This is a genomic window from Micromonospora sp. WMMA1363 (genome assembly GCF_030345795.1).
GTDB lineage: Bacteria > Actinomycetota > Actinomycetes > Mycobacteriales > Micromonosporaceae > Micromonospora.
This window is the reverse complement of the sequence record NZ_JAUALB010000001.1, coordinates 639,321-658,811: the sequence shown is the minus strand read 5'-3', so window position 1 is coordinate 658,811 and position 19,491 is coordinate 639,321. Positions and strand designations below refer to the sequence as shown.

The following is a 19,491-nucleotide window of genomic DNA, read 5'->3' as shown; positions in this document are numbered from 1 at the left end:
GCCCACACGCACCGGGCGCCGCTGGGACGCGGGACGCGCCGGCGGGTTCACAGCCGCCACGACCGGGCGGTCTCCTGCTCGGCCCACATCCGCGCGTAGCGGCCCTGGTGGGCCAGCAGTTCGTCGTGTCGGCCGGTCTCGACCACCGCCCCCTCGTCGAGCACCACGATCCGGTCAGCGTGCCGGACGGTACCCAGCCGGTGCGCGACGACCAGCACCGTCCGCTCCCGGATCAGGTCGGACAGCGCCTGCTGCACATGCCGCTCGTTGGTGGCGTCCATCGCCGCCGTCGGCTCGTCGAGCAGCACGATCGGAGCGTCCTTGAGAATCGCGCGGGCCAGCGACACACGCTGTCGCTCGCCGCCGGAGAGGGTGGCGCCCCCCTCCCCGACCACGGTGTCGCCGCCCTCGGGCAGTCGGGCCACGATCTCGTCCACCCTGGCCCGCGTGGCGGCCCGCCGCACCTCCTCGTCGGTGGCGTCCGGCCGGCCGAAGCGGATGTTGTCCCAGACCGACTCGCTGAACAGGTAGCTGTCCTGGAACACCACCGTCACCGCGTCGAACAGGCTCCGGTCGTCCAGCTCGAGGATGTCCACGCCGCCCACCCGCACGGTGCCGGAGTCGGGTGCGAAGAACCGGGCCAGCAGGTGCAGACAGGTGCTCTTGCCCGCGCCGCTGCTGCCGACCAGCGCGGTCACCGTACCGGCCGGCGCGGTGAACGTGACACCCCGCAGCGCCGGCCGCGCGGCACCTGGGTAGGTGTAGGTCACCGTCTCGAAGGCCACATCGTGACCCTGCGGCCGCGGGCCCGACCGGACCTCGGCGGGCAGGGGCTCGGCGAGCAGCGTGCCGAGCCGGTCGAGGGCCGCCTCACCGACCCGCAGGCTCTCCGTCTGCTCGCCCATGGCCCGTAGCGGACCATGGACCCGCAGCGACAGCACCGCGAAGACGAGGAAGGTGGCCGGCGCCAGGTCACCACCGATCAGGAGGAACGCGCCGACCAGCAGAACCACCGGCAGGCCCAGCTCGATCACCGTCAGAAAAAGCACCAGCGGAACCACCAGGCGGCTGACCAGACCGATGCTGGCGTCGCGGTGTCGGAGCAGGGCGCGGGCCAGGCGGTCCGCCCGGTCGCCGGTGGCGCCGTGTGAGCGGGCGACGGCGATGCCGGAGACGTACTCCTGGAAGCGCGCCGCGGCCTGGCCACTGGCCCGGGCGCGCTCGGCGGCGAGCCGCGCGAAGGTGCGTTGCGACCACGCGTATACCAGCATCGCCAGCGGAACGGTGCCCAGCGCGGCCAGCCCCATCTGCCAGTCCACCAGCAGCAGGCCCACGGCGATCACGACCGGCAGCAGCGCCGCGCCGATGATGGTGGGGATCGCGCCGAACACCACCGGCTCCAGTTCGCTGAGATGATGCGTGACGAGCGCGGTGAGGTCACCGCTCTGCCGGCTGGTGTGGTATCCGAGCGGCAGGCGCCGCAGGTGCTGCAACGCCCGCAGCCGCAACTCGCCGAGCAGTTCGAAGGAGGCGACCCAGCTCTGCCGCTGGGCGACCAGGTCGAACCCGAACTGACCAAGCAACGCGGCGACGATGCCGACGGTCCACCAGAGGACCTCCCGCTGGCTGATCGCGGGCCCGCCCAGGTTCGTCTCACGCAGCCGCTGCAGAACCACCACCAGCAGCCACACCGGCACGGCGGTGCAGACCGCCGCCGCCATCCGGGCGGCGATCCCCCAGAGCTGCTGGCGACGCAGCCGTGGGTCGGAGAGCACCCACAGTCGCCGAATCAGGGCGACGGTCCGCCCGGCCACCGGCCGGGTGGACGGCGCCCCGACAGGAGCGGTCGAGGTCACGGTCGTCATCGGCTCGCTCCGCTCCGCGTGTCGGTGGCGCCCAGGCTCCACCGGGCGCCGGTGGTCGCGTCCTCCCACAGCCCGGCGTACGTGCCGCCGGCGCGCAGCAGGTCCTCGTGGCGTCCGCTCTCGACCACCCGCCCGTCGGTCATCACCACGATCCGGTCGGCGTTCCGGACAGTGGTCAGTCGGTGAGCGATGACCAGCAGGGTACGCCCGGCGGCGAGACTGGCCACCGCCTGCTGGATCGACACCTCGTTCTCCGGGTCGGTGGACGCGGTCGCCTCGTCCAGCACCACCACCGGTGCGTCCTTGAGCAGGGCCCGGGCGATGGAGATGCGCTGCCGTTCACCACCGGAGAGGGTCGCGCCCCGCTCACCGACGATGGTGTCGTAGCCCTGTGGCAGGGCGAGGACGAAGTCGTGGCAGCGGGCGGCGCGGGCCGCGCGGTGCACCGACTCGTCGTCCACATCGGGCTGGCCCAGCGTCAGGTTGGCCCGAATGGTGTCGTGGAACAGAAACGGATCCTGGAAGACCACCGCGACAGTGTCCATGAGCTGGTCGAGCGCCATCTCTCGAACGTCGACGCCGCCCACCGTGACCGAACCGGCACTGACGTCGAAGAACCGGGCGACCAGCCGCGCTACGGTCGTCTTGCCCGAGCCGCTCGGACCGACGATCGCGGTGACCCTGCCCGCCTCGGCGCGCAGCGTCACCCCGTCGAGCACCGTCCGGTCCGGCCGGTAGCCGAACGTCACGCCGGTCAGCTCGACCGAGGCCGGGCCAAGCGGCACCCGCCGGCTGGTGTCCGGCAACGCCGGGGCGTCCAGCAGCGCGGCGATCTCGTCGACGCCGAAGCGCACCTGACGGAGTTGGGAGCTGTAACCGGTCAGTTTGGTCAGTGGCGCCGTGTAGCCGAGCGACAGCAACAGGAAGAGCAGCAGGGTGGGCAGGTCGACCGCACCGTCCCGGTAGAGCCAGAGCCCTACCGGGACAACGACGACCACGTTCGCCGCCATCACCGTGAAGTACGCCGCGCCTCCCGGCAGGAATGCAGTGCCCCAGCGGGTTTCCGCATCGACGTACCGGCGCACCGCGCCCGTGGCCCGGGCCACCGTGTCGGACTGCCGGTTGAACACCTTGACGGCCTTGATGCCGTGCAGGAACTCGGTGATGGCCTGGTTCATGGCCATGCCCGCGCCGTGCCACTGCGCGACCCAGGTTCCGGAGCCCCGGGTGGCGTGCCGCATGCCGAGCATCGCCAGTGGAACGACCGCGACGGCGGCCAGTGCCAGACGCCAGTCGATGGCGAAGAGCCACACGGTGGTGGCCGCGACCACGCTCAGGCTGGCGACCGCGTCGGGGAACATGTGCGCGACGAAGACCTCGACCCGCTCCACGTCCTCCATCGCCAGCTTGCCGATCGCACCGCTCCCCCGGCGGTTCACCTCGCCGAGCGGCAGCACGGCGAGCCGGTCGGCGATGCGCCGGCGTAGCCGGTAGAGCAGCCAGTAGGCGCAAAGGTGGCTGATCGCCAACGCTCCGCCCATCAGCGCGGTGCCCCCGGCGATGGCGACCAACGCGACGAGCGCGTAACGTGTCAGGGCACCACCATCCGGGTCCGCCTCGGTGACCAGTTCGACCGCGACCCGGTAGGCCATCAGGTAGGGCACGAGCTGACAGGCCACCGCCGCGACGGCGAGCAGCACCGCCGCCCAGAGCCGACGGCGTTCCTGACGGATCAGGTGCCGGAGCAGCCTCCGCCCACCTTGCTCGTTGTCGGTCACCTTCTCGGCGGCCATCGGTCACCTCGTCTCCGCCGCGCCTGCCGTACGACCCCGCCGGACGGTGGACGGCCTCAGCCCGCCTGCACCCAGCATGCGGAATGATAGCTTTTATCGAAGCGCCGGGGAGCAGTCAAATCGTTTCTGTGGGATGTCGCATGGCTCTTTTCCCTGCCGGAAGTAGGATGTTGGGTCACTCCGGTCTCGTCGGGCCCAGGCGAGTCGTCGGCGAGTACCGTACGAGCTTCTCGCCATACGTCCCCCTCGCCCGTGACGGAGTCCGGCCCGTTCCCGCCGCGGGGCAAGCCACGGATTGACGCTCCAGAAGACCGAATGCTCACACACTCGTGCGTACCGTTGAACCGCACGACCAGCGCCAGCTCTTCGCCCGGCTCGCGGTACGCGCCGTCGCACCACCACCCATCAGCGTGGTGTGGACCGACGCACCCAGCCCGCGAGTGTAAGAGCCTGGTAAATAGGGGTTTCAGGTGTGTTGGTGGCGGGCGAGGCGGCGGGTCATGACGATGATCATGGCCCATTGGACCATCGCGGCGTGGTGGGCGGGTAGTCGTTCGTCGTCGCGGACGGTGCGGCGGCAGCGGTTGATCCAGGAGAAGGTGCGCTCGACGCACCAGCGGCGGTGCAGCACGACGAATGTGGTCTGTCCGGCGAGTTTGGCGACGATCCGTACGGTCAGGGCAAGGCGTGTGGCGGCCCAGTCGACAAGTGTGCCGGTGTAGCCGGTGTCGGCCCAGACGAGGCGGATGCCGGGGAAGCAGGCGTGTAGCGCCCGGAGCAGGGGGCGGGCGCCGTCGCGGTCCTGCACGTTGGCGCCGGTGATCAGGACCGCGAGGAGCAGGCCGCAGGTGTCCACGGCGATGTGCCGTTTACGGCCGTTGACCCTCTTCCCCGCGTCGTAGCCGCGGCTGACCCGCCCGACGGTCTCCGCGCCGCGTACCGACTGGGAGTCGACCAGGGCGGCCGTCGGCTGCCGGCCGCGGTCCTCGACCTGGACGCGGACCTGTTCTCGCAGACTGTTGTGCATGCGGTGCAGTGTCCGTCGGCAGTCCAGGTCTTGAAGTAGTGGTAGACCAGCTTGTGGTGCGGGAAGTCGGCCGGTGCGCGTCCCACTGGCAGCCGGTGCGGCCGAGGTAGCGGATCGCGTCCACGATGTCGCGGCGGGGATAGATGATCGGCCGGCCACGTCCGTGCCGGCCGGGACGTACGGGGCGAGGACGGCCCGCCGACGCCGCGCGGCACAGCCTGGACTCCAGACCAAAGGCGGTCATCGGCCGGCCTGGGGCGGGCCCGACTACGGCGCCCGTACGCGTGGACTCCCGGCTGGCGTGCTGGGTGATCACGCTGCCGCGGACATGGTGGCCCGGTCCACCGCAGTGGTTGCCGCGACGAGCATGCTAACTTCCCGGGTGCGAGGCGCTGGCACGTGACCGTGAACCGACAGGACCTGGGGGGATGCTATGCGACGCGGTCGGCTGAAGGCGGTGACGTCGCGACGGCGGTGGGCAAGGAACGCCCTGGTCGGAGCACTCGTTCTGGTTGCCGGATGGGGCACTGCCGGCTGGCTGGTCGTCGGCGCGCCGGACGCCGTCGCCGCCGAGTCGACCTTGCGCACGCTCGCCGCCGCCCGCGGCCTGCGGATCGGCTCGGCGGTCAATGCCGTGCCGCTGCGACAGGAGAAGGGGTACCGCGACAAGTTGCGGTACGAGTTCAACGGGGTGACCCCGGAGAATGCCATGAAGTGGTCCCAGGTGGAGCCCGTGCCGGGGCAGTATGCGTGGGACGATGCCGACGCGATCGTGGACTTCGCCGAGCAGAGCGGCCAGATGGTGCGGGGTCACCCGCTGGTCTGGCACAGTGCGCTCCCCGAATGGCTCACCAGCGGCAGCTTCACCGACGAGCAGCTGCGCGCCATCCTCAAGCAACACATCGAAGACATGACGACCCGCTACGCCGGCCGGGTCGGTGCCTGGGACGTGGTCAACGAGGCGTTCAACGAGGACGGCACGCTGCGGCCGAGCATCTGGCTCGACCGGCTCGGCAGCGGCTACATCGCCGACGCGTTTCGCTGGGCGCGCGCCGCTGACCCCGCCGCGAAGCTCTACATCAACGACTTCAACGCCGAGTGGACCAACCCCAAGAGCGACGCCCTGTACGCGCTGGTCCGGGACCTGCGCGCGCAGGGTGTGCCCGTCGATGGGGTCGGTTTCCAGACGCACGTGACGACCAACAGTGCCCTCTCGCAGCTCAAGGCCACGCTGGCGCGCTTCGCCGGCCTGGGCATCGACGTCGCCGTGACCGAGCTGGACGTGCGCATGCCGCTACCCGCGGACGACACGAAGCTGACGACACAGGCGACGGTGTACCGCCGGGCGATCGATGCCTGCCTCGCAGTGGCCCGCTGCGTCTCGCTCACGGTGTGGGGGTTCACGGACGCGCACTCCTGGGTGCCGGGCGCCGTCCCGGGCTGGGGTGCGGCAGATCTGCTCGACGAGAGCCTTCAGCCCAAACCGGCCTACACGAGTGTGCATGACGGCCTCGCCGCGCGCGACTTCACCGGCACCGCGGTCGCAGTGCAGTCCGGCCGCTGCCTCGACGTCCCGAACAGCACCGCCACCGGCGGGGTGCAGCTGCAGCAGTACGGCTGCAACTCGACCGGGGCGCAGCGTTTCGTATACAACCGCGTCGGGACGAAGACCTACACGATCACCAACGCCCAGAACGCGCTGTGCGTCACCGTCGCGAACGGCAGCACCGGCAATGGTGCCGCCGTCTTGCAGAGCCCTTGTGCCGGGCTGGCCCAGCAGAAGTTCGAACTGTACAAGGTCGTCGGCTCGGACCAGGACTACAAGCTCGCCGCCACCCACAGCGGCAAATGCCTGCGGGTGCAGGACGACAGCACCGCCGACTTCGCCAGGATCGAACAGTGGCCGTGCCAGACCGACCCGGCCGCGCCGAGCAAGCAGGTCTGGCGCCTGACCGCCGCCCCCGGCCACCCCTGAGAGGGACTGTACAAATAACGGCCCTGTCTCACTTTCGGTGGTGACGGTGGGTGCTGTTATCCGAGGAGGATGCGGTGGCGGAGCAGGGTGAAGCCTGCTCGTCCGTGCATTTGACGTGCGATTCGTTTGGTCTTGGTGTTGACGCCTTCGGTGGGGCCGTTGCTGTAGGGGAGCGTGAGCGCGGCGTTCACGGCGTCGCGGTCGCGTTCCAGGCCTCGGGTGAAGGCGTGCAGATGAGGTAGATCGACCGTGCGAACCTGCAGGATCCAGTGCGAGAGCCGGTCGGTGTTTGCGGGTTGAGGCGTCAGGAGCTCGGCGAAGCGTCCGACAGCGGCGGCGAGTTGGGTCATCTCTGGGCAGGCTGCGGTGAGCCGTGCCAGTAGATCTTGGCGCTCGGGTTTGAGGTTGTCGGGTCTGGTGAGGATCATCCGGGCGAGGCGGCGTGGGGAGATGTGGCTGTGGTCGGCGTCCGCGCGGCCTTGGTTGATGTACTTGTGCAGGAGGTTGAGGCAGCCGGTGAAGCCGAGGGTCTTGATCTCGTCGAAGAGGTGCTTGACGCCGACGCTGGGGTCCTCGGCTCGACGTTTGCGTAGGTGTTGGCGGTAGGGGTCGACGAGGCTGGCACGGTATTTGGGGACGCGGAGCATCCGCTCGGGCCGGTCGGCTCGCGCGTAGCGCTTGACGGTGTTCAGGGTCAACTGCAGACGGCGGGCGCACTCCAGCAGGCCCACGCCTTGGTCGAGCAGGTCATGGACCTGGTGCCAGCGTTGCTGGGTCGTCTGCGCGCGGGGGCCGTCGTAGATGGGTGCGTCCAGGACGGGGGCCCAGCAGGTACTGTGCGCCTTCACCTCGCTGAGGGCGGCTTCACAGAGGTTGTGCCACAGGTGCCAGTGGGCCTGACCCGGTTTGACGGACATCCCAGCTCAGAGGGGCTGTGTGCTCCTCGGGAGGATGTTCATCATGGAAGGCATGGGCAAGAAGCCACGCCGGCCGCGCAGAGCGTTCACGCCGGAGTTCAAGGCGGAGATCGTCGAGGTGTGCCGGCGGGGTGACCGATCGGTGGCGCAGGTCGTGAGGGACTTCGACCTGACCGAGACCGCGGTCCGTGAGTGGGTCAGGCAGGCCGACATCGACGCCGGCACCCGCAGCGACGGGTTGACCAGCGACGAGCGCGACGAGCTGGCGCGGCTGCGGCGGGAGAACCGCCGGCTCCGCGAGGACGTCGACATCCTGAAACGGGCCACGGCTTTCTTCGTGAGGGAGACCCGGTGAACGTGTACCCGTTCATCGAGGCGGAGAAGGCGCGGCCCGACGGGAACGTGAAGCGTTCCTGTGAGCTGCTGGAGGTCTCCCGGTCCGCCTACTACCAGCACCGTGCCGGGCCGTCGCGGCGGGAACGCGACGACGCAGACCTCGCCGCCCGCATCGCGCAGATCCACGCCGACTCGGCCGGCACCTACGGCGCACCCCGGGTCCGCGCCGAACTCGCCGCCCAGGGGCGGCGGCACTCCGGCAAGCGGGTCGCCCGGCTGATGCGGGGCGCCGGGTTGTGCGGCCGCACGCCGAAGCGGTGGCGCACCACGACCGTGCCCGACCCGGGGGCGGCGTTGTCGGCGGACCTGATCCGCCGGGACTTCGACGTCGCCGCCGGCCGGGTCGACACCCGCTGGTGCGGCGACATCACCTACATCCACACGTGGGAGGGCTGGCTGTACCTCGCCACCGTCATCGACATCGCCTCACGCCGGGTTGTGGGCTGGGCGACCGCCGACCACCTACGGACCGATCTGCCCGCTCAGGCGTTGTCCAACGCGATCGCCGTCCGACGCCCGACCGGGCCGGTGATCTTCCACAGCGACCGGGGTTGCCAGTACACGAGTGCGCAGTACGCCCGGCTGGCCGACCGCAACGGGGTGCGGTTGTCGGTTGGTGGGCGGGGTCAGTGCTGGGACAACGCCGTCGCGGAGTCGTTCTTCGCCACGATCAAGACCGAACTGCTCGACCGGAGGGCGTGGCCGACCCGGGCCGCCGCCCGTGCGGCGATCTTCGAGTGGATCGAGGGGTGGTACAACACCCGCCGCCGCCATTCCACCCTGGACTACATGAGCCCGGCCGAGTATGAGGCGACGGCCTATTCCCGCAGGCCAACGAGCAAGGTAGCGTGAGATCAACTTACCGACCCTGTCCGTCAAACCGGGTCAACCCCACCACCGGTCTGCGACCTGCACCGCGTCGGGCAGGGCGCGGCGAATGGCCTCGGCGTAGGTCGCCGAGCCGTCGCGGCATACGACCTCGACGCCGGGATGTGCGCGTAATCACGCTTCGAGGGTGTCGGCGGTGCGGTCGGGTAGCACGTCGATCCGCTCATGGGTCTCGGCGTCGATCACCACGGTGGCGTAGCGGTGCCGCCGGCGTAGAGCGAAATCGTCAACGCCGATCACCCGAGGCGTCCGCTCATTGGGCAGCGGGATGCACAGCAGGGCGCGTAGGGCCGTGTGACGGGACAGGCCCATGGCGAGTATCGCCAGCAGACGCGACCCTGCCCGGCCCGCTAACTCCTTGACGACGGCTTTGACCTGCCTGTTCAAACGGGCTGTGCGGCGCTGGTATCGCTCCAGCACCCCGGGAACCTGTTCACGGAAGGTGTGGCGGAACGTGTCAAGGGATTGAGGCCAACGGGAGTTAAGCGGCTTGTCGTTGTGGCTCGGGCTTGTTGATCCAGACCTGTCCGGGCAGGTCGAGGATTTTGGGCAGGGGCCGGGTGGTGCCGAACCGTTCCGGGTGCGCCGTGCGGGCTGCGGCGAGGGTGTCCTCGCGGTTGGCGCGGACGGTGTGGTGACGGTCGTGGTGGACGTCGGCGGGGGTGTGTAGGCCGATCCCGGAGTGCCGGTGGGCGTGGTTGTACCAGGTCACGAAGTCGTTCATGAACGCTCGCGCCTGGGCGAGGGACGCGAATCGGTCCGGGAAGACCGGCGCGTACTTCAACGTCTTGAACCAGGCCTCGCTGTACGGGTTGTCGTTGGACACCTTCGGCCGGGAGTGCGAGCGGGTCACGTCGAGGTCTTCGAGCAGGTCAGCCACCGATTTCGACGTCATCGACGTGCCGCGGTCGGCGTGCACGACGTGCGGGACGCCATGGACACCGAACACCTCGCGCATCATCGACTCCGCGAGGGGGCCGGACTCGCGGGCGTGCACACGGGCACCGACGATGTACCGGGAGTAGATGTCGATCATCACGTAGGCGTCGTAGTAGACGCCCTTCGCAGGTCCGGCCAACTTCGTGATGTCCCAGCTGTAGACCTGCCGCGGGGCGTCAGCGACCAGCTCGGGACGCCGGCGGGCCGGGTGCCGGGCCAGCCTGCGCCGCTCGCGCGCCTGTGCGTGCTCGCGCAGAACCCGATACATAGTGGCGATCGAACCGACGTACACGCCCTGGTCCAGCAGCGCCGCGTAGATCTGGGCCGGGGCCGCGTCGACGAACTCCGCACTGTTCACCAGGCGCAGGACCTGCTCACGTTCGGCCGGGGTGAGCGCGTTCGCCGGTGTCCGCCGCACCGGCGCCGCCCGTGTCGGCCGCCGCCGGTCCCGGTCCGCGCTGGACCGGGCGATCCCGGTCAACCGCTTCGCGTCCCGCGTCGTGATCCTCGCACTGGTCAGCTCGTGATAGGCGGCCATCAGCGCCTGCCGAGCCCGAACACGTCCGGACCGTCCGGCTCGCTCCTGGAGATGTCCTCCAAGAGCTCTCGCGCTTTTCCCATGATCGTCAACGCCGTCTCGGTCCGCGCCAGCTTCGCCTGCGCCAGCTCCAGCTCACGCCGCAACCGGGCGATCTCGGCCTGCTCCGCCGACGGCCTCCCGACCGTCTCACCCGCCGGCTTGCCCTGCAACAGCCCGGCATCACGGGCCCGGCGCCACTCCGACATCAACGACGAGTACAAACCCTCACGCCGCAGGAACGCACCACCCTCACCAGCCGCGACGGCCTGCTCATACCCGGCCAGCAACTCCAACTTCTGCCCCGGCGTGAACGACCGACGTGCCCGCGGCCCGCCTGAACGCGGACCCTTCTTGCCACTCATGACCCCATCCTGGGCCGTCACGACGTCAACAGCAGCATCCAACGCTTCTCGATCCTGAACTCGCCCTGTCCGGCGGACTTGCTATGAACCGCTGGCCTCAACTCACCCTGGCAGACAGGGTGGCGGCAGCCGCGCGTGGGGCACACCAGACGCCGCACCCGCACACGGACCACCACCCGGCGCCCGTCGACCGGAACGTCGGCGACCGTCCGCCAGTGATAGCCGTGCACCCGTCCGGACGAGGCCCCGCACCTCGGGCAGACCGCAGTGTCACGCGGCGTCCGGGCCCGCACCACGATCCGCTCACCCTCATCGGTCACGTCCTCGATGACCAGCGGGGACAGCCCCGAGAACACCGTCTGTACAAGTCTGTTGACATCCTCCACATAGGAACAATGAACAATGACACCCGCCACCCTCCGTCACCACCGAAAGTGAGACAGGGCCGTTAACTTGACACTCCCGTTGGCCGGTGCTGCCAAGACCTTCCCTCGGCGCGCACCGTCAAGGGAGTCCGCGCTGTTCTCCGCTCGGCGCTCTCTCAGGCGGTGGTGGAGGAGTTGGTCGTCAAGAACGTCGCGGCTCTCGTGAAGCTCCCACCGATCCGCGCCCGCAAGGGAAAGTCGTGGAGCAGTGAGGAAGCACGGGCGTTCCTGGAATCGTCTCGTGACAGCGACGACTACTTGTACGCCGCCTACGTCCTGGTCCTCGTGCTCGGCCTCCGCAAGGGTGAAGTCCTTGGCCTCACCTGGGAGCACATCGACTGGGACGGCTGGGACAAGCCCTGCACCACACACAGCGAGCCATTCTGCGAGGGCTGCCGTGACAACCACGGCATCAGCCTCGTCATCGACAAGCAGCTCCAGCGGGTACGTGGCCGGCTGCTGCACCGGGCCACCAAGACCGAGGAGTCTGACGCTCCCCTACCGCTGCCGGCCATCTGCGTCACCGCACTGCGGCACCGCCACCGGCAACAGGAGACAGCGCGAGAGAAAGCCGGCGACGCCTGGCACGACATGGCCATGATCTTCACGACCCGTTACGGGCTCCCGGTCGAGCCGCGGAACTTCAACCGGTCCTACGACAGCCGCATCACCCGTGCCGGCGTCCCGAAGATCACTGTTCACGATGCCCGGCGTACCTGTGGTTCGCTGCTGGTTGACCTGGACGTGCATCCCCGGATCGCGATGGCGATCCTGAGACACGCGGACTTCTCGATCACGATGGAGATCTACAGCCAGGTCTCGTCCAAGGCCACCAGGGAGGCCCTGCGCAAGCTAGGCGAGAGCCTCGATCAATGAGCCGTTGCTGCACTTCGCTGCTGTACAAGATCGAAAGAGGCCACCCGGAAGATCCCGAATGGCCTCTGAGCTGCGTCGGGACGGCCGGATTTGAACCGACGACCCCTTGACCCCCAGTCAAGTGCGCTACCAAACTGCGCCACGTCCCGATGCTCCCGCTTGACTTCCCGCGACAGCCGGTACAGCTTACCGCACGATCTTCCTGACGTCCGCATCCACCCCTCCAGTGGTCACCCGCCCCACCTCACTCAAGGCATCCTAGGAGGATGGGACATGGCAGGGTTTAGTGGAAACGAATCGGCCGTCCTTGGGCCGGGACCTCCACGATCTCCGGTTGGCGGAGTGGATACGAGGTCAGCCGTGGGCCTTGCCGCGACCACCTGGGCCGAGCTTCTTGCGCGGGCGTACCGAGATCTCGATCGGGCTGCCCTCGAAGCCAAACTCCTCGCGGAGCTTGCGCTCGACGAAGCGCTGGTACCCAGCGTCCAGCGGACCGGTGGTGAAGAGTACGAAGCGGGGCGGCGCCACGCCCGCCTGGGTCGCGAAGAGGATCTTCGGCGCCCGCCCGCCGCGTACCGGGTGCGGGGTGGCCTGCACGAGCGCGGTCAGCCAAGCGTTGAGCTGAGCCGTCGGCACCCGGGTCTCCCAGCTTGCCAGGGCCTTGCGCAGCGCCGGGGCGAGCTTGTCCACCGCCCGGCCGGTCTTCGCCGACAGATTGAGCCGGATCGCCCACGGGATCCGGCGCAGCTCCCGCTCGATCTCCTTGTCCAGGTAGTACCGGCGGTCGGCGTCGACCAGGTCCCACTTGTTGAACGCGATCACCAGGGCCCGGCCGGCGTCGGTCACCATCGACAGGATCCGCTGGTCCTGCTCGCTGATCACCTCGCTCGCGTCGAGCAGCACCACGGCCACCTCGGCGGCCTCGATGGCCGAGCCGGTCCGCAGGCTGGCGTAGTACTCGGTGCCGCTGGCCTTGCCGACCCGCTTGCGCAGCCCGGCGGTGTCGACCAGCTGCCACGTCTCGCCGCCGATCTCGACCAGGCTGTCCACCGGGTCGACCGTGGTCCCGGCGACCGAATCGACGACTGCTCGCTCCTCGCCAGAGAAGCGGTTGAGCAGGCTCGACTTGCCGACGTTCGGCCGGCCGACCAGGGCGACCCGACGCGGGCCGCGCGGCCGGTGCTCGACGATCCTCGGCGCCTCCGGCAGCTTGTCCATGATCTCGTCGAGTAGCTCGCCGGAACCGCGGCCGTGCAGGGCCGAGACCGGGTGCGGCTCGCCGAGGCCGAGCGACCAGAGCGAGGTCGCCTCCATCTCGATCGCGCTGTTGTCGGCCTTGTTTGCCACCAGGATCACCGGCTTGGCGCTGCGCCGCAGCATCTTCACCGCCGCCTCGTCGACGTCAGTCGAGCCGACGACGGCGTCCACCACGAACAGCACCACGTCGGCGGTGGCGATCGCCGCCTCGGCCTGCGCGGCGATGGCGGCGGCCCGGTCCCTGGCGTCCGGTTCCCAACCGCCGGTGTCGACCACGGTGAACTGCCGGCCGTTCCACTGCGCGTCGTACGGGATGCGGTCCCGGGTAACCCCCGGGACGTCCTCCACGACCGCCTGCCGGCGGCCGATGATCCGGTTTACCAGCGTCGACTTGCCCACATTGGGACGGCCGACGACGGCCACCACGGGCTGCGGGCCGGTCGACTCCTCGCCGTCGAGGTCCGGCTCGTGCAGTTCCACCCAGCCCTCGGTCACGCCACACCCCGCTCGGTGAGCAACTCCCGAAGGCGTGTGACGACCTCGTCGACGCCCAGCTCGGTGGTGTCCAGCACGACGGCGCCCGGCGACTGGGCCAGCGGGTCGGCCATCCGGGTCGAGTCCAGCCGGTCCCGGCGGGCCAGGTCGGCCGCGGTGGCGGCCACGTCAGTGGCGTCCTCGGCGCTGCGCCGGGCGGCCCGGGCGGAATCGGAGGCGGTCAGGTAGACCTTCAGGTCTGCGTCGGGCGCGACCACGGAGCCGATGTCACGCCCTTCGACCACGATCCGGCCGGCCGTCGCGATCATCTCCCGCTGCCGGGCAACCAGCAGCGCGCGTACCGCCGGCACGGCGGCCACGGCGGAAACCGCGCCGGTCACTTCGGGCCCTCGGATCTCCGCCTCGACGCCTGTCCCGTCCGCCGTTACGCCGTACCCCTCGGGGTCGGTGCCGATGCGCAGATCGGTCTCCCCCGCGACCTTCGCCACCGACGTTGGGTCGGCCAGGTCTATCCCTGAGCGCAGCACGGCCCAGGTGATCGCCCGGTACATCGCTCCGGTGTCCAGGTAGCGGGCTCCCAGGGCGATCGCGAGTCGACGGGAGACGGTGGACTTACCCGAACCGGACGGCCCGTCCAGAGCAACCACACAGCGCCCGGTTCGTACTCTTTCCTCCACCGTCGTCCTCCTCAGTCCCGTACCCCGCGGATCCGATCCGCGAGCGGAAAACACACTGTTTCCAATCATGCCCGGCTCCGCGCCGTCCGGCCGCGCCGCCGCAACTCGCCCTCCGCCACGGATGGGCCGCAGGGAGCCTACCGCCAGCGGTACCCGCCACCGCCAGCCTCAGTCGCCGACGGCCTTGAACAGCGCGGCGACCTCCGCGTTGGTCAGCCGGCGGGTTCGCCCGGCCCGCAGGTCACCGAGCCGGATCGGCCCGATCGAGGTGCGCACCAGCCGCGACACGGGGTGCCCCACCTCTGCGAGCAGGCGCCGCACGATGTGCTTGCGCCCTTCGTGCAGGGTCACCTCCACCTGGGCGGTCCGGCCCAGGCTGTCCACCACCCGGAACGAATCGACCGTCACCGGGCCGTCCTCGAGCTCCACGCCCGCCGCGAGGCGCTTGCTCAACGCACGCGGGATCGGGCCGGAAACCTCGCACAGGTAGGTCTTCGACACCCCGTACGACGGGTGCATGAGCCGGTGTGCGAGCGTCCCGTCATTGGTGAGCAGCAGCAGGCCCTCGCTGTCCGCGTCGAGCCGCCCGACATGGTAGACCCGCTGTTCCACGCGGTTGCCGAGGAAGTCGGCGAGCGCGGTGCGCCCCTTCTCGTCGGCCATCGTCGAGACGACCCCGCGGGGCTTGTTCATCGCCAGGTAGACCAGGCGGGTGTCGACCTGGAGACGCTCCCCGTCGACGTGGATGACGTCGCGGGTCGGGTCTGCCCGGTCGCCGAGCTGCGCCACCCGGCCGTTCACCGTCACCCGCCGGCGGAAGATCAGGTCCTCGCAGGCCCGCCGGGAGCCGACGCCCGCGGCGGCGAGCACCTTCTGCAGGCGTTCGGGGCCCGTGTAGCTGGGCGCGTCGGGCGTCGGGGCGCGGTCATCGCGTGGCATCGGCAAGGTCTTCCACATCGTCGGGGAGGAACGGGGCCAGCGGCGGCAGGTCCGCCACGCTGTCCAGTCCGAGCTTCTCCAGGAACAGGGTGCTGGTCCGGTAGAGGTGGGCACCGCTGTCCGTCTCGGTGCCACACTCCTCCACCAGCCCGCGGGAGACCAGGGTACGGATCACGCCGTCGCAGTTGACCCCGCGGATGGCGGAGATCCGCGAGCGGGTCACCGGCTGCCGGTAGGCGACCACGGCGAGGGTCTCCAGCGCCGCCTGGGTCAGCCGCACGGACTGCCCGTCCAACACGAACCGCTCCACGTACGCCGCGTATTCCGGCCGGGTGTAAAGACGCCAGCCACCCGCCGCCCGGCGCAGCTCGAAGCCGTGGCCGGCCGTCGTGTAGCCGGCGGCGATCTCAGTCAGCATCGCCGCGATCCGCTTTGCCGGCTGCTCCAGCACGTCGGCGAGGGTCGCCTCGGTGACCGGTTCGTCCACCACCAACAGGATCGCCTCCAGCGCACCGCGCAGTTCCACCTCGTCGAGAACCGGCGCCGGCGCGACCGCCACCCGCCGCCGGGCTCGCGGCGCCCGGTCGGATGTGCGGGCAGCGTCCCGGCCGGTCGTCGACTCCCCGAAGCCTGCGCTCTCTGCAGCGGCCTGGGGAAGTCCGGCCCCTCCTGGGTCCCTTCCCTTCCAAGATCTTCCGCGCTCGGTGCCGTAGCCGGCTCCACGCCCGGTGCCGTAGCCGGCTCGGCCGGTGGGCCGGGACGTTCCCACGGGGGGACCCAGGCGGCGGCCTGGTCAGCCAGGGACTCCCGGCGCTCCTCGTCACTCATTCCGCTCGTTCCTCCGTCGATCCCGTCCCGTCCCGCGCCGGCACGCCGCCGACCGACGCCGGCGATGCCGGCGTCGGGGACCCAGCCGTGGCTCCGGCCACCGCCGCTGCCGAGGTGGTCGCCCCGGCCGGTGCCGCCGGACCGACCGCCACCCCGGCCGATGCCGGCCCGGACTCCGGCCCGGCGGGCGCCGCCGCCCCGGGATCGGCGGCCAGGGCAGGCGACGGGGCGCCGGCATACTCGTCGATGTCCAGGTCGGGACCGCCGTCGGTGGGGCCGGTCCAACGTACGGTCAGCTCCTCCAGGGCCTGCTCCTGGACGAACGCGACCAGACCCTCCCGGTACAACTCCAGCAGCGCGAGGAACCGGGCGACCACTTCCAGGGTGGCCGCGCAGTCCGCGCAGAGCGCGGCGAAGGTGGCTGCGCCGGCCCGGCGCAGCCGCTCGGCGATGATTCCGGCATGCTCCCGGACGCTGACCCGGGCCATGTGCACGTGGGTGATCGACACCTCGGGTATCGGCTTCGGTGCGAAGGCCTGCACGGCGAGTGCCCGCAGCCGCTCCGGCCCGATGCCGAGCACCAGGTCGGGAAGGGCCTGGGCGTAGCGCGGCTCCAGGGCGACCGCGCGTGGCCAGCGCCGCCCACCGGTCTCCTCCAGCACCCCGATGTGTGCCGCCGCCTCCTTGTACGCCTTGTACTGCAATAGCCGGGCGAAGAGCAGGTCACGCGCCTCCAGCAGGGCGAGGTCGTCCTCGTCCTCGACCTGGGCGGCGGGCAGCAACCGGGCCGCCTTCAGATCGAGCAGAGTGGCGGCGACCAGCAGGAACTCGCTGGTCTCGTCCAGGTCCCACTGGTCGCCCATGGCCCGGATGTACGCGATGAACTCGTCGGTGACCTTGTGCAGCGCCACCTCGGTGACGTCCAGCCTGTGCTTGCTGATCAGTTGCAGCAGCAGGTCGAACGGACCGGTGAAGTTCGCCAGCCGGACGGTGAAGCCGCTGCTCTGCGCCACCGTCTCCGGGTCGGCAGGCACCACACCAACGGCCTCGGCGGCCAGCTCGGCGGCGGCCACGGGGGCGCCGACGCCGTGCGGCACGGGCTGGTCGAGGGGCGGTGCGGTCACCGGAAAACCGTAGTCCACGGCACGGACATCCGGCGTTCGGCCTACCGCTCCGCCTGAGCGGCGATCACCTCGCGGGCGAGCTGCCGGTAGTTGCGCGCACCCGAGGACGCCGGGTCGAGGGTGGTGATCGGCGCCCCGGCGACGGTGGACTCGGGAAACTTCACGGTCTTGGTGATGACCGTCTGGTACACCTTGTCGCCGAACGCCTCCACCACCCGCTGGAGCACCTGCCGGCAGTGGGTGGTGCGGCTGTCGTACATGGTGGCGAGGATGCCTTCCAGCTCCAGGTCGAAGTTGAGCCGCTCGCGCACCTTGTCGATGGTGTCCAGCAGCAGGGCCACCCCACGGAGGCTGAAGAACTCGCACTCGAGGGGAATGAGCACCCCGTTCGCGACGGTCAACGCGTTGATCGCCAGCAGGCCCAGGGACGGCTGGCAGTCGATCAGGATGAAGTCGTACTCCTTGCGGATACCCTTGAGCACGCGAGCCAGGGCCATCTCGCGGGCGACCTCGTTGACCAGCTGGATCTCGGCGGCTGAGAGGTCGATGTTCGCGGGGAGCAGGTGCAGCCCGGCCACGTCGGTCTTGATCAGGACGTCCTCGGCGGTAACGTCGTCCTGCATCAACAGGTTGTAGACCGACAGGTCGAGGTTGTGCGGGTTGACGCCGAGGCCGACGGAGAGGGCGCCCTGTGGGTCGAAGTCGACCAGCAGCACCTTGCGGCCGTACTCCGCGAGGGCGGCACCCAGGTTGATGGTCGTGGTGGTCTTGCCGACGCCGCCCTTCTGGTTGGCCATCGCGATGATCCGGGCCGGGCCGTGCCGATCGGTCGGCATGGGCTCGGGAATCGGCTTGCGCATCGTGTACGCGGCCGGATCCGCCGGGCCCAGATCCGTACCGAGTGAGGCCTGCTGTTCTCGGAGCTCCGACGTCCAGGTCTCGGCACGGTCACCGTTGCCTGCCATGTCCTCGTTGCCCCCTCCCGACGACCACCCGGCGTCGGAGTCGACCGACGCCGGTTCGCGGCGCCGCCGCGCAAACCGGTCCGCGTTTCCCCGCCAGGTCCGCGCCGCACCCGACTGTACGCCACCGGCGAGCAGGGCGTTCGGCACCCGCGCGGCGTGTCGACGGGTCTTAGCCGCGGGCCCTCGGGTGGGCCATGACGTACACCTCACGCAGCCGGTCGACGGTGACCAGCGTGTAGACCTGGGTGGTGGTCACCGAGGCGTGGCCGAGTAGTTCCTGGACGACGCGGACGTCGGCGCCTCCGTCGAGCAGGTGCGTGGCGTACGAGTGGCGCAGGGTGTGCGGGGAGACCGCCGCCGAACCGTCGACCGGCAGTCCGGCCCGCTGCGCGGCCCGTCGCAGGATGGTCCAGGCCCCCTGCCGGGACAGCGGCCCGCCCCGGGCGTTGCGGAAGACCACCGGGGTGCCCCGACCGCCGGCCGCCAGCGCGGGCCGGGCCCGGACCAGGTACGCGCGTAGCGCCTCGACGGCGTAACCGCCGATCGGGACGAGCCGACTCCGGCCACCCTTGCCGCACAGCAGCACGGTGCCCTCGACGGTGTCGAGGTCGTCGAGGGCGGCGCCGACCGCCTCGGAGATGCGGGCGCCGGTGCCGTACAGGAACTCCAGCAGCGCCCGGTCGCGCAGTGCGAGCCCCGCGCCGCCGCCGGTGGCGGTGACCGGGCCGGCGGCTTCCAGGAGCCGGATCACATCGTCGACCGGGAGCGCCCGGGGCAGCCGACGGGGCGGCGCGGGCGGGCGGACATCACGGCTGGGGTCGGCGCCGGTCAGGCCCTCGCGCAGCGCGAAGCGGTGCAGGCCGCGGACGGCGCTGGCCGCCCGGGCGGCGGACGAGGCGGCCAGCGGCGGGTGTCCGTCGTCGCCGGCGCGCAGGCGGGCGAGGTGGGCCTCCACCTGCGCGGGGCCGACCGCCGCCAGGTCGGTCACCCCGGCCGACGCGAGGGTGCCGAGGTAGCGGTCGAGGTCTCGACGGTACGAGGCGAGGGTGTTCGTGGAGAGTCCACGCTCGACGGTCAGGTGGTCGAGGTAGCCGCGGACGGCACGGCGTAGGGCCGGCGCGGGCTCCACGCCCGGGCCGGCCCCGTGCGCCGCGACGGTCATG

The 19,491-nt window shown here is 70.5% G+C and carries 13 protein-coding genes, 1 tRNA gene and 5 pseudogenes; 4 read left to right on the top strand and 15 right to left on the bottom strand.

What is annotated here, in order from left to right; all coding sequences use genetic code 11:
* Positions 1-47 precede the first annotated feature (47 nt).
* The 3 genes from QTQ03_RS03095 to QTQ03_RS03085 form a co-directional block, all read right to left on the bottom strand.
* Complete coding sequence (locus tag QTQ03_RS03095; RefSeq protein ID WP_289276619.1) at positions 48-1,865, bottom strand: ABC transporter ATP-binding protein; 1,818 nt, start codon at positions 1,863-1,865, stop codon at positions 48-50.
* A complete protein-coding gene (locus QTQ03_RS03090) occupies positions 1,862-3,658 on the bottom strand; it encodes an ABC transporter ATP-binding protein (protein ID WP_289276618.1) in 1,797 nt (598 codons plus the stop codon). Before QTQ03_RS03090 ends, QTQ03_RS03095 begins: the two co-directional genes overlap by 4 nt.
* Before the next feature lie 466 nt (positions 3,659-4,124).
* A complete protein-coding gene (locus QTQ03_RS03085; RefSeq protein WP_289280650.1) occupies positions 4,125-4,844 on the bottom strand; it encodes an IS5 family transposase in 720 nt (239 codons plus the stop codon).
* A gap of 298 nt (positions 4,845-5,142) precedes the next feature.
* On the opposite strand from QTQ03_RS03085, the gene QTQ03_RS03080 reads away from it, so the two are divergent.
* Entirely contained in the window at positions 5,143-6,660 is a 1,518-nt protein-coding gene (locus QTQ03_RS03080) for an endo-1,4-beta-xylanase (RefSeq protein WP_289276617.1), read from the top strand.
* Positions 6,661-6,716: 56 nt separating this feature from the next.
* Here the strand turns inward: QTQ03_RS03080 and QTQ03_RS03075 are convergent.
* Positions 6,717-7,550: pseudogene (locus tag QTQ03_RS03075) on the bottom strand (transposase); the annotation flags it as partial.
* Positions 7,551-7,611: 61 nt separating this feature from the next.
* Here QTQ03_RS03075 and QTQ03_RS03070 point away from each other — a divergent pair.
* Both QTQ03_RS03070 and QTQ03_RS03065 read left to right on the top strand, forming a co-directional pair.
* A complete protein-coding gene (locus QTQ03_RS03070) occupies positions 7,612-7,932 on the top strand; it encodes a transposase (protein ID WP_502889683.1) in 321 nt (106 codons plus the stop codon).
* Positions 7,929-8,825 (top strand): IS3 family transposase, encoded by an 897-nt coding sequence (locus QTQ03_RS03065; protein WP_169600148.1) that lies wholly within the window; start codon positions 7,929-7,931, stop codon positions 8,823-8,825. Before QTQ03_RS03070 ends, QTQ03_RS03065 begins: the two co-directional genes overlap by 4 nt.
* Positions 8,826-8,867: 42 nt before the next feature.
* Here QTQ03_RS03065 and QTQ03_RS03060 read toward each other — a convergent pair.
* From QTQ03_RS03060 to QTQ03_RS03050, 3 genes and pseudogenes are all read right to left on the bottom strand, one after another.
* A pseudogene (locus QTQ03_RS03060) lies at positions 8,868-9,311 on the bottom strand (transposase); the annotation flags it as partial.
* Between the two features lie 31 nt (positions 9,312-9,342).
* Positions 9,343-10,742 (bottom strand): IS3 family transposase gene (locus QTQ03_RS03055; protein WP_502889682.1). Its coding sequence is split into 2 segments (ribosomal slippage): positions 9,343-10,409 and positions 10,409-10,742, totalling 1,401 coding nucleotides; the frame shifts between segments, so codons are not numbered across the junction.
* Positions 10,743-10,861: 119 nt separating this feature from the next.
* A pseudogene (locus tag QTQ03_RS03050) lies at positions 10,862-11,128 on the bottom strand (transposase family protein); the annotation flags it as partial.
* Between the two features lie 78 nt (positions 11,129-11,206).
* On the opposite strand from QTQ03_RS03050, the pseudogene QTQ03_RS03045 reads away from it, so the two are divergent.
* A pseudogene (locus tag QTQ03_RS03045) lies at positions 11,207-12,043 on the top strand (tyrosine-type recombinase/integrase); the annotation flags it as partial.
* Between the two features lie 75 nt (positions 12,044-12,118).
* On the opposite strand, the gene QTQ03_RS03040 reads toward QTQ03_RS03045, so the two are convergent.
* From QTQ03_RS03040 to QTQ03_RS03005, 8 genes and pseudogenes are all read right to left on the bottom strand, one after another.
* Positions 12,119-12,192: transfer RNA gene (locus QTQ03_RS03040), tRNA-Pro, on the bottom strand.
* Between the two features lie 205 nt (positions 12,193-12,397).
* Positions 12,398-13,795, bottom strand: a complete 1,398-nt coding sequence (gene der / locus QTQ03_RS03035) for a ribosome biogenesis GTPase Der (RefSeq protein WP_289276615.1) — start codon at positions 13,793-13,795, stop codon at positions 12,398-12,400.
* Positions 13,792-14,472, bottom strand: a complete 681-nt coding sequence (cmk, locus tag QTQ03_RS03030) for a (d)CMP kinase (protein ID WP_289276614.1) — start codon at positions 14,470-14,472, stop codon at positions 13,792-13,794. Before cmk ends, der begins: the two co-directional genes overlap by 4 nt.
* 168 nt (positions 14,473-14,640) lie before the next feature.
* Positions 14,641-15,411 carry a pseudouridine synthase gene (locus QTQ03_RS03025; RefSeq protein WP_289276613.1) on the bottom strand — a complete coding sequence of 257 codons (771 nt, stop codon included), beginning with the start codon at positions 15,409-15,411 and terminating at the stop codon, positions 14,641-14,643.
* A pseudogene (scpB, locus tag QTQ03_RS03020) lies at positions 15,398-16,239 on the bottom strand (SMC-Scp complex subunit ScpB). Before scpB ends, QTQ03_RS03025 begins: the two are co-directional and overlap by 14 nt.
* Positions 16,236-17,363: a segregation and condensation protein A gene (locus QTQ03_RS03015; protein WP_289276611.1), complete on the bottom strand. Its 1,128-nt coding sequence runs from the start codon at positions 17,361-17,363 to the stop codon at positions 16,236-16,238. Before QTQ03_RS03015 ends, scpB begins: the two are co-directional and overlap by 4 nt.
* A gap of 41 nt (positions 17,364-17,404) precedes the next feature.
* On the bottom strand, positions 17,405-18,328 hold the full coding sequence (locus QTQ03_RS03010) for a ParA family protein (RefSeq protein ID WP_289276610.1): 924 nt from the start codon (positions 18,326-18,328) through the stop codon (positions 17,405-17,407).
* Between the two features lie 169 nt (positions 18,329-18,497).
* Positions 18,498-19,490 (bottom strand): site-specific tyrosine recombinase XerD, encoded by a 993-nt coding sequence (locus tag QTQ03_RS03005; protein ID WP_289276609.1) that lies wholly within the window; start codon positions 19,488-19,490, stop codon positions 18,498-18,500.
* Position 19,491 lies beyond the last annotated feature (1 nt).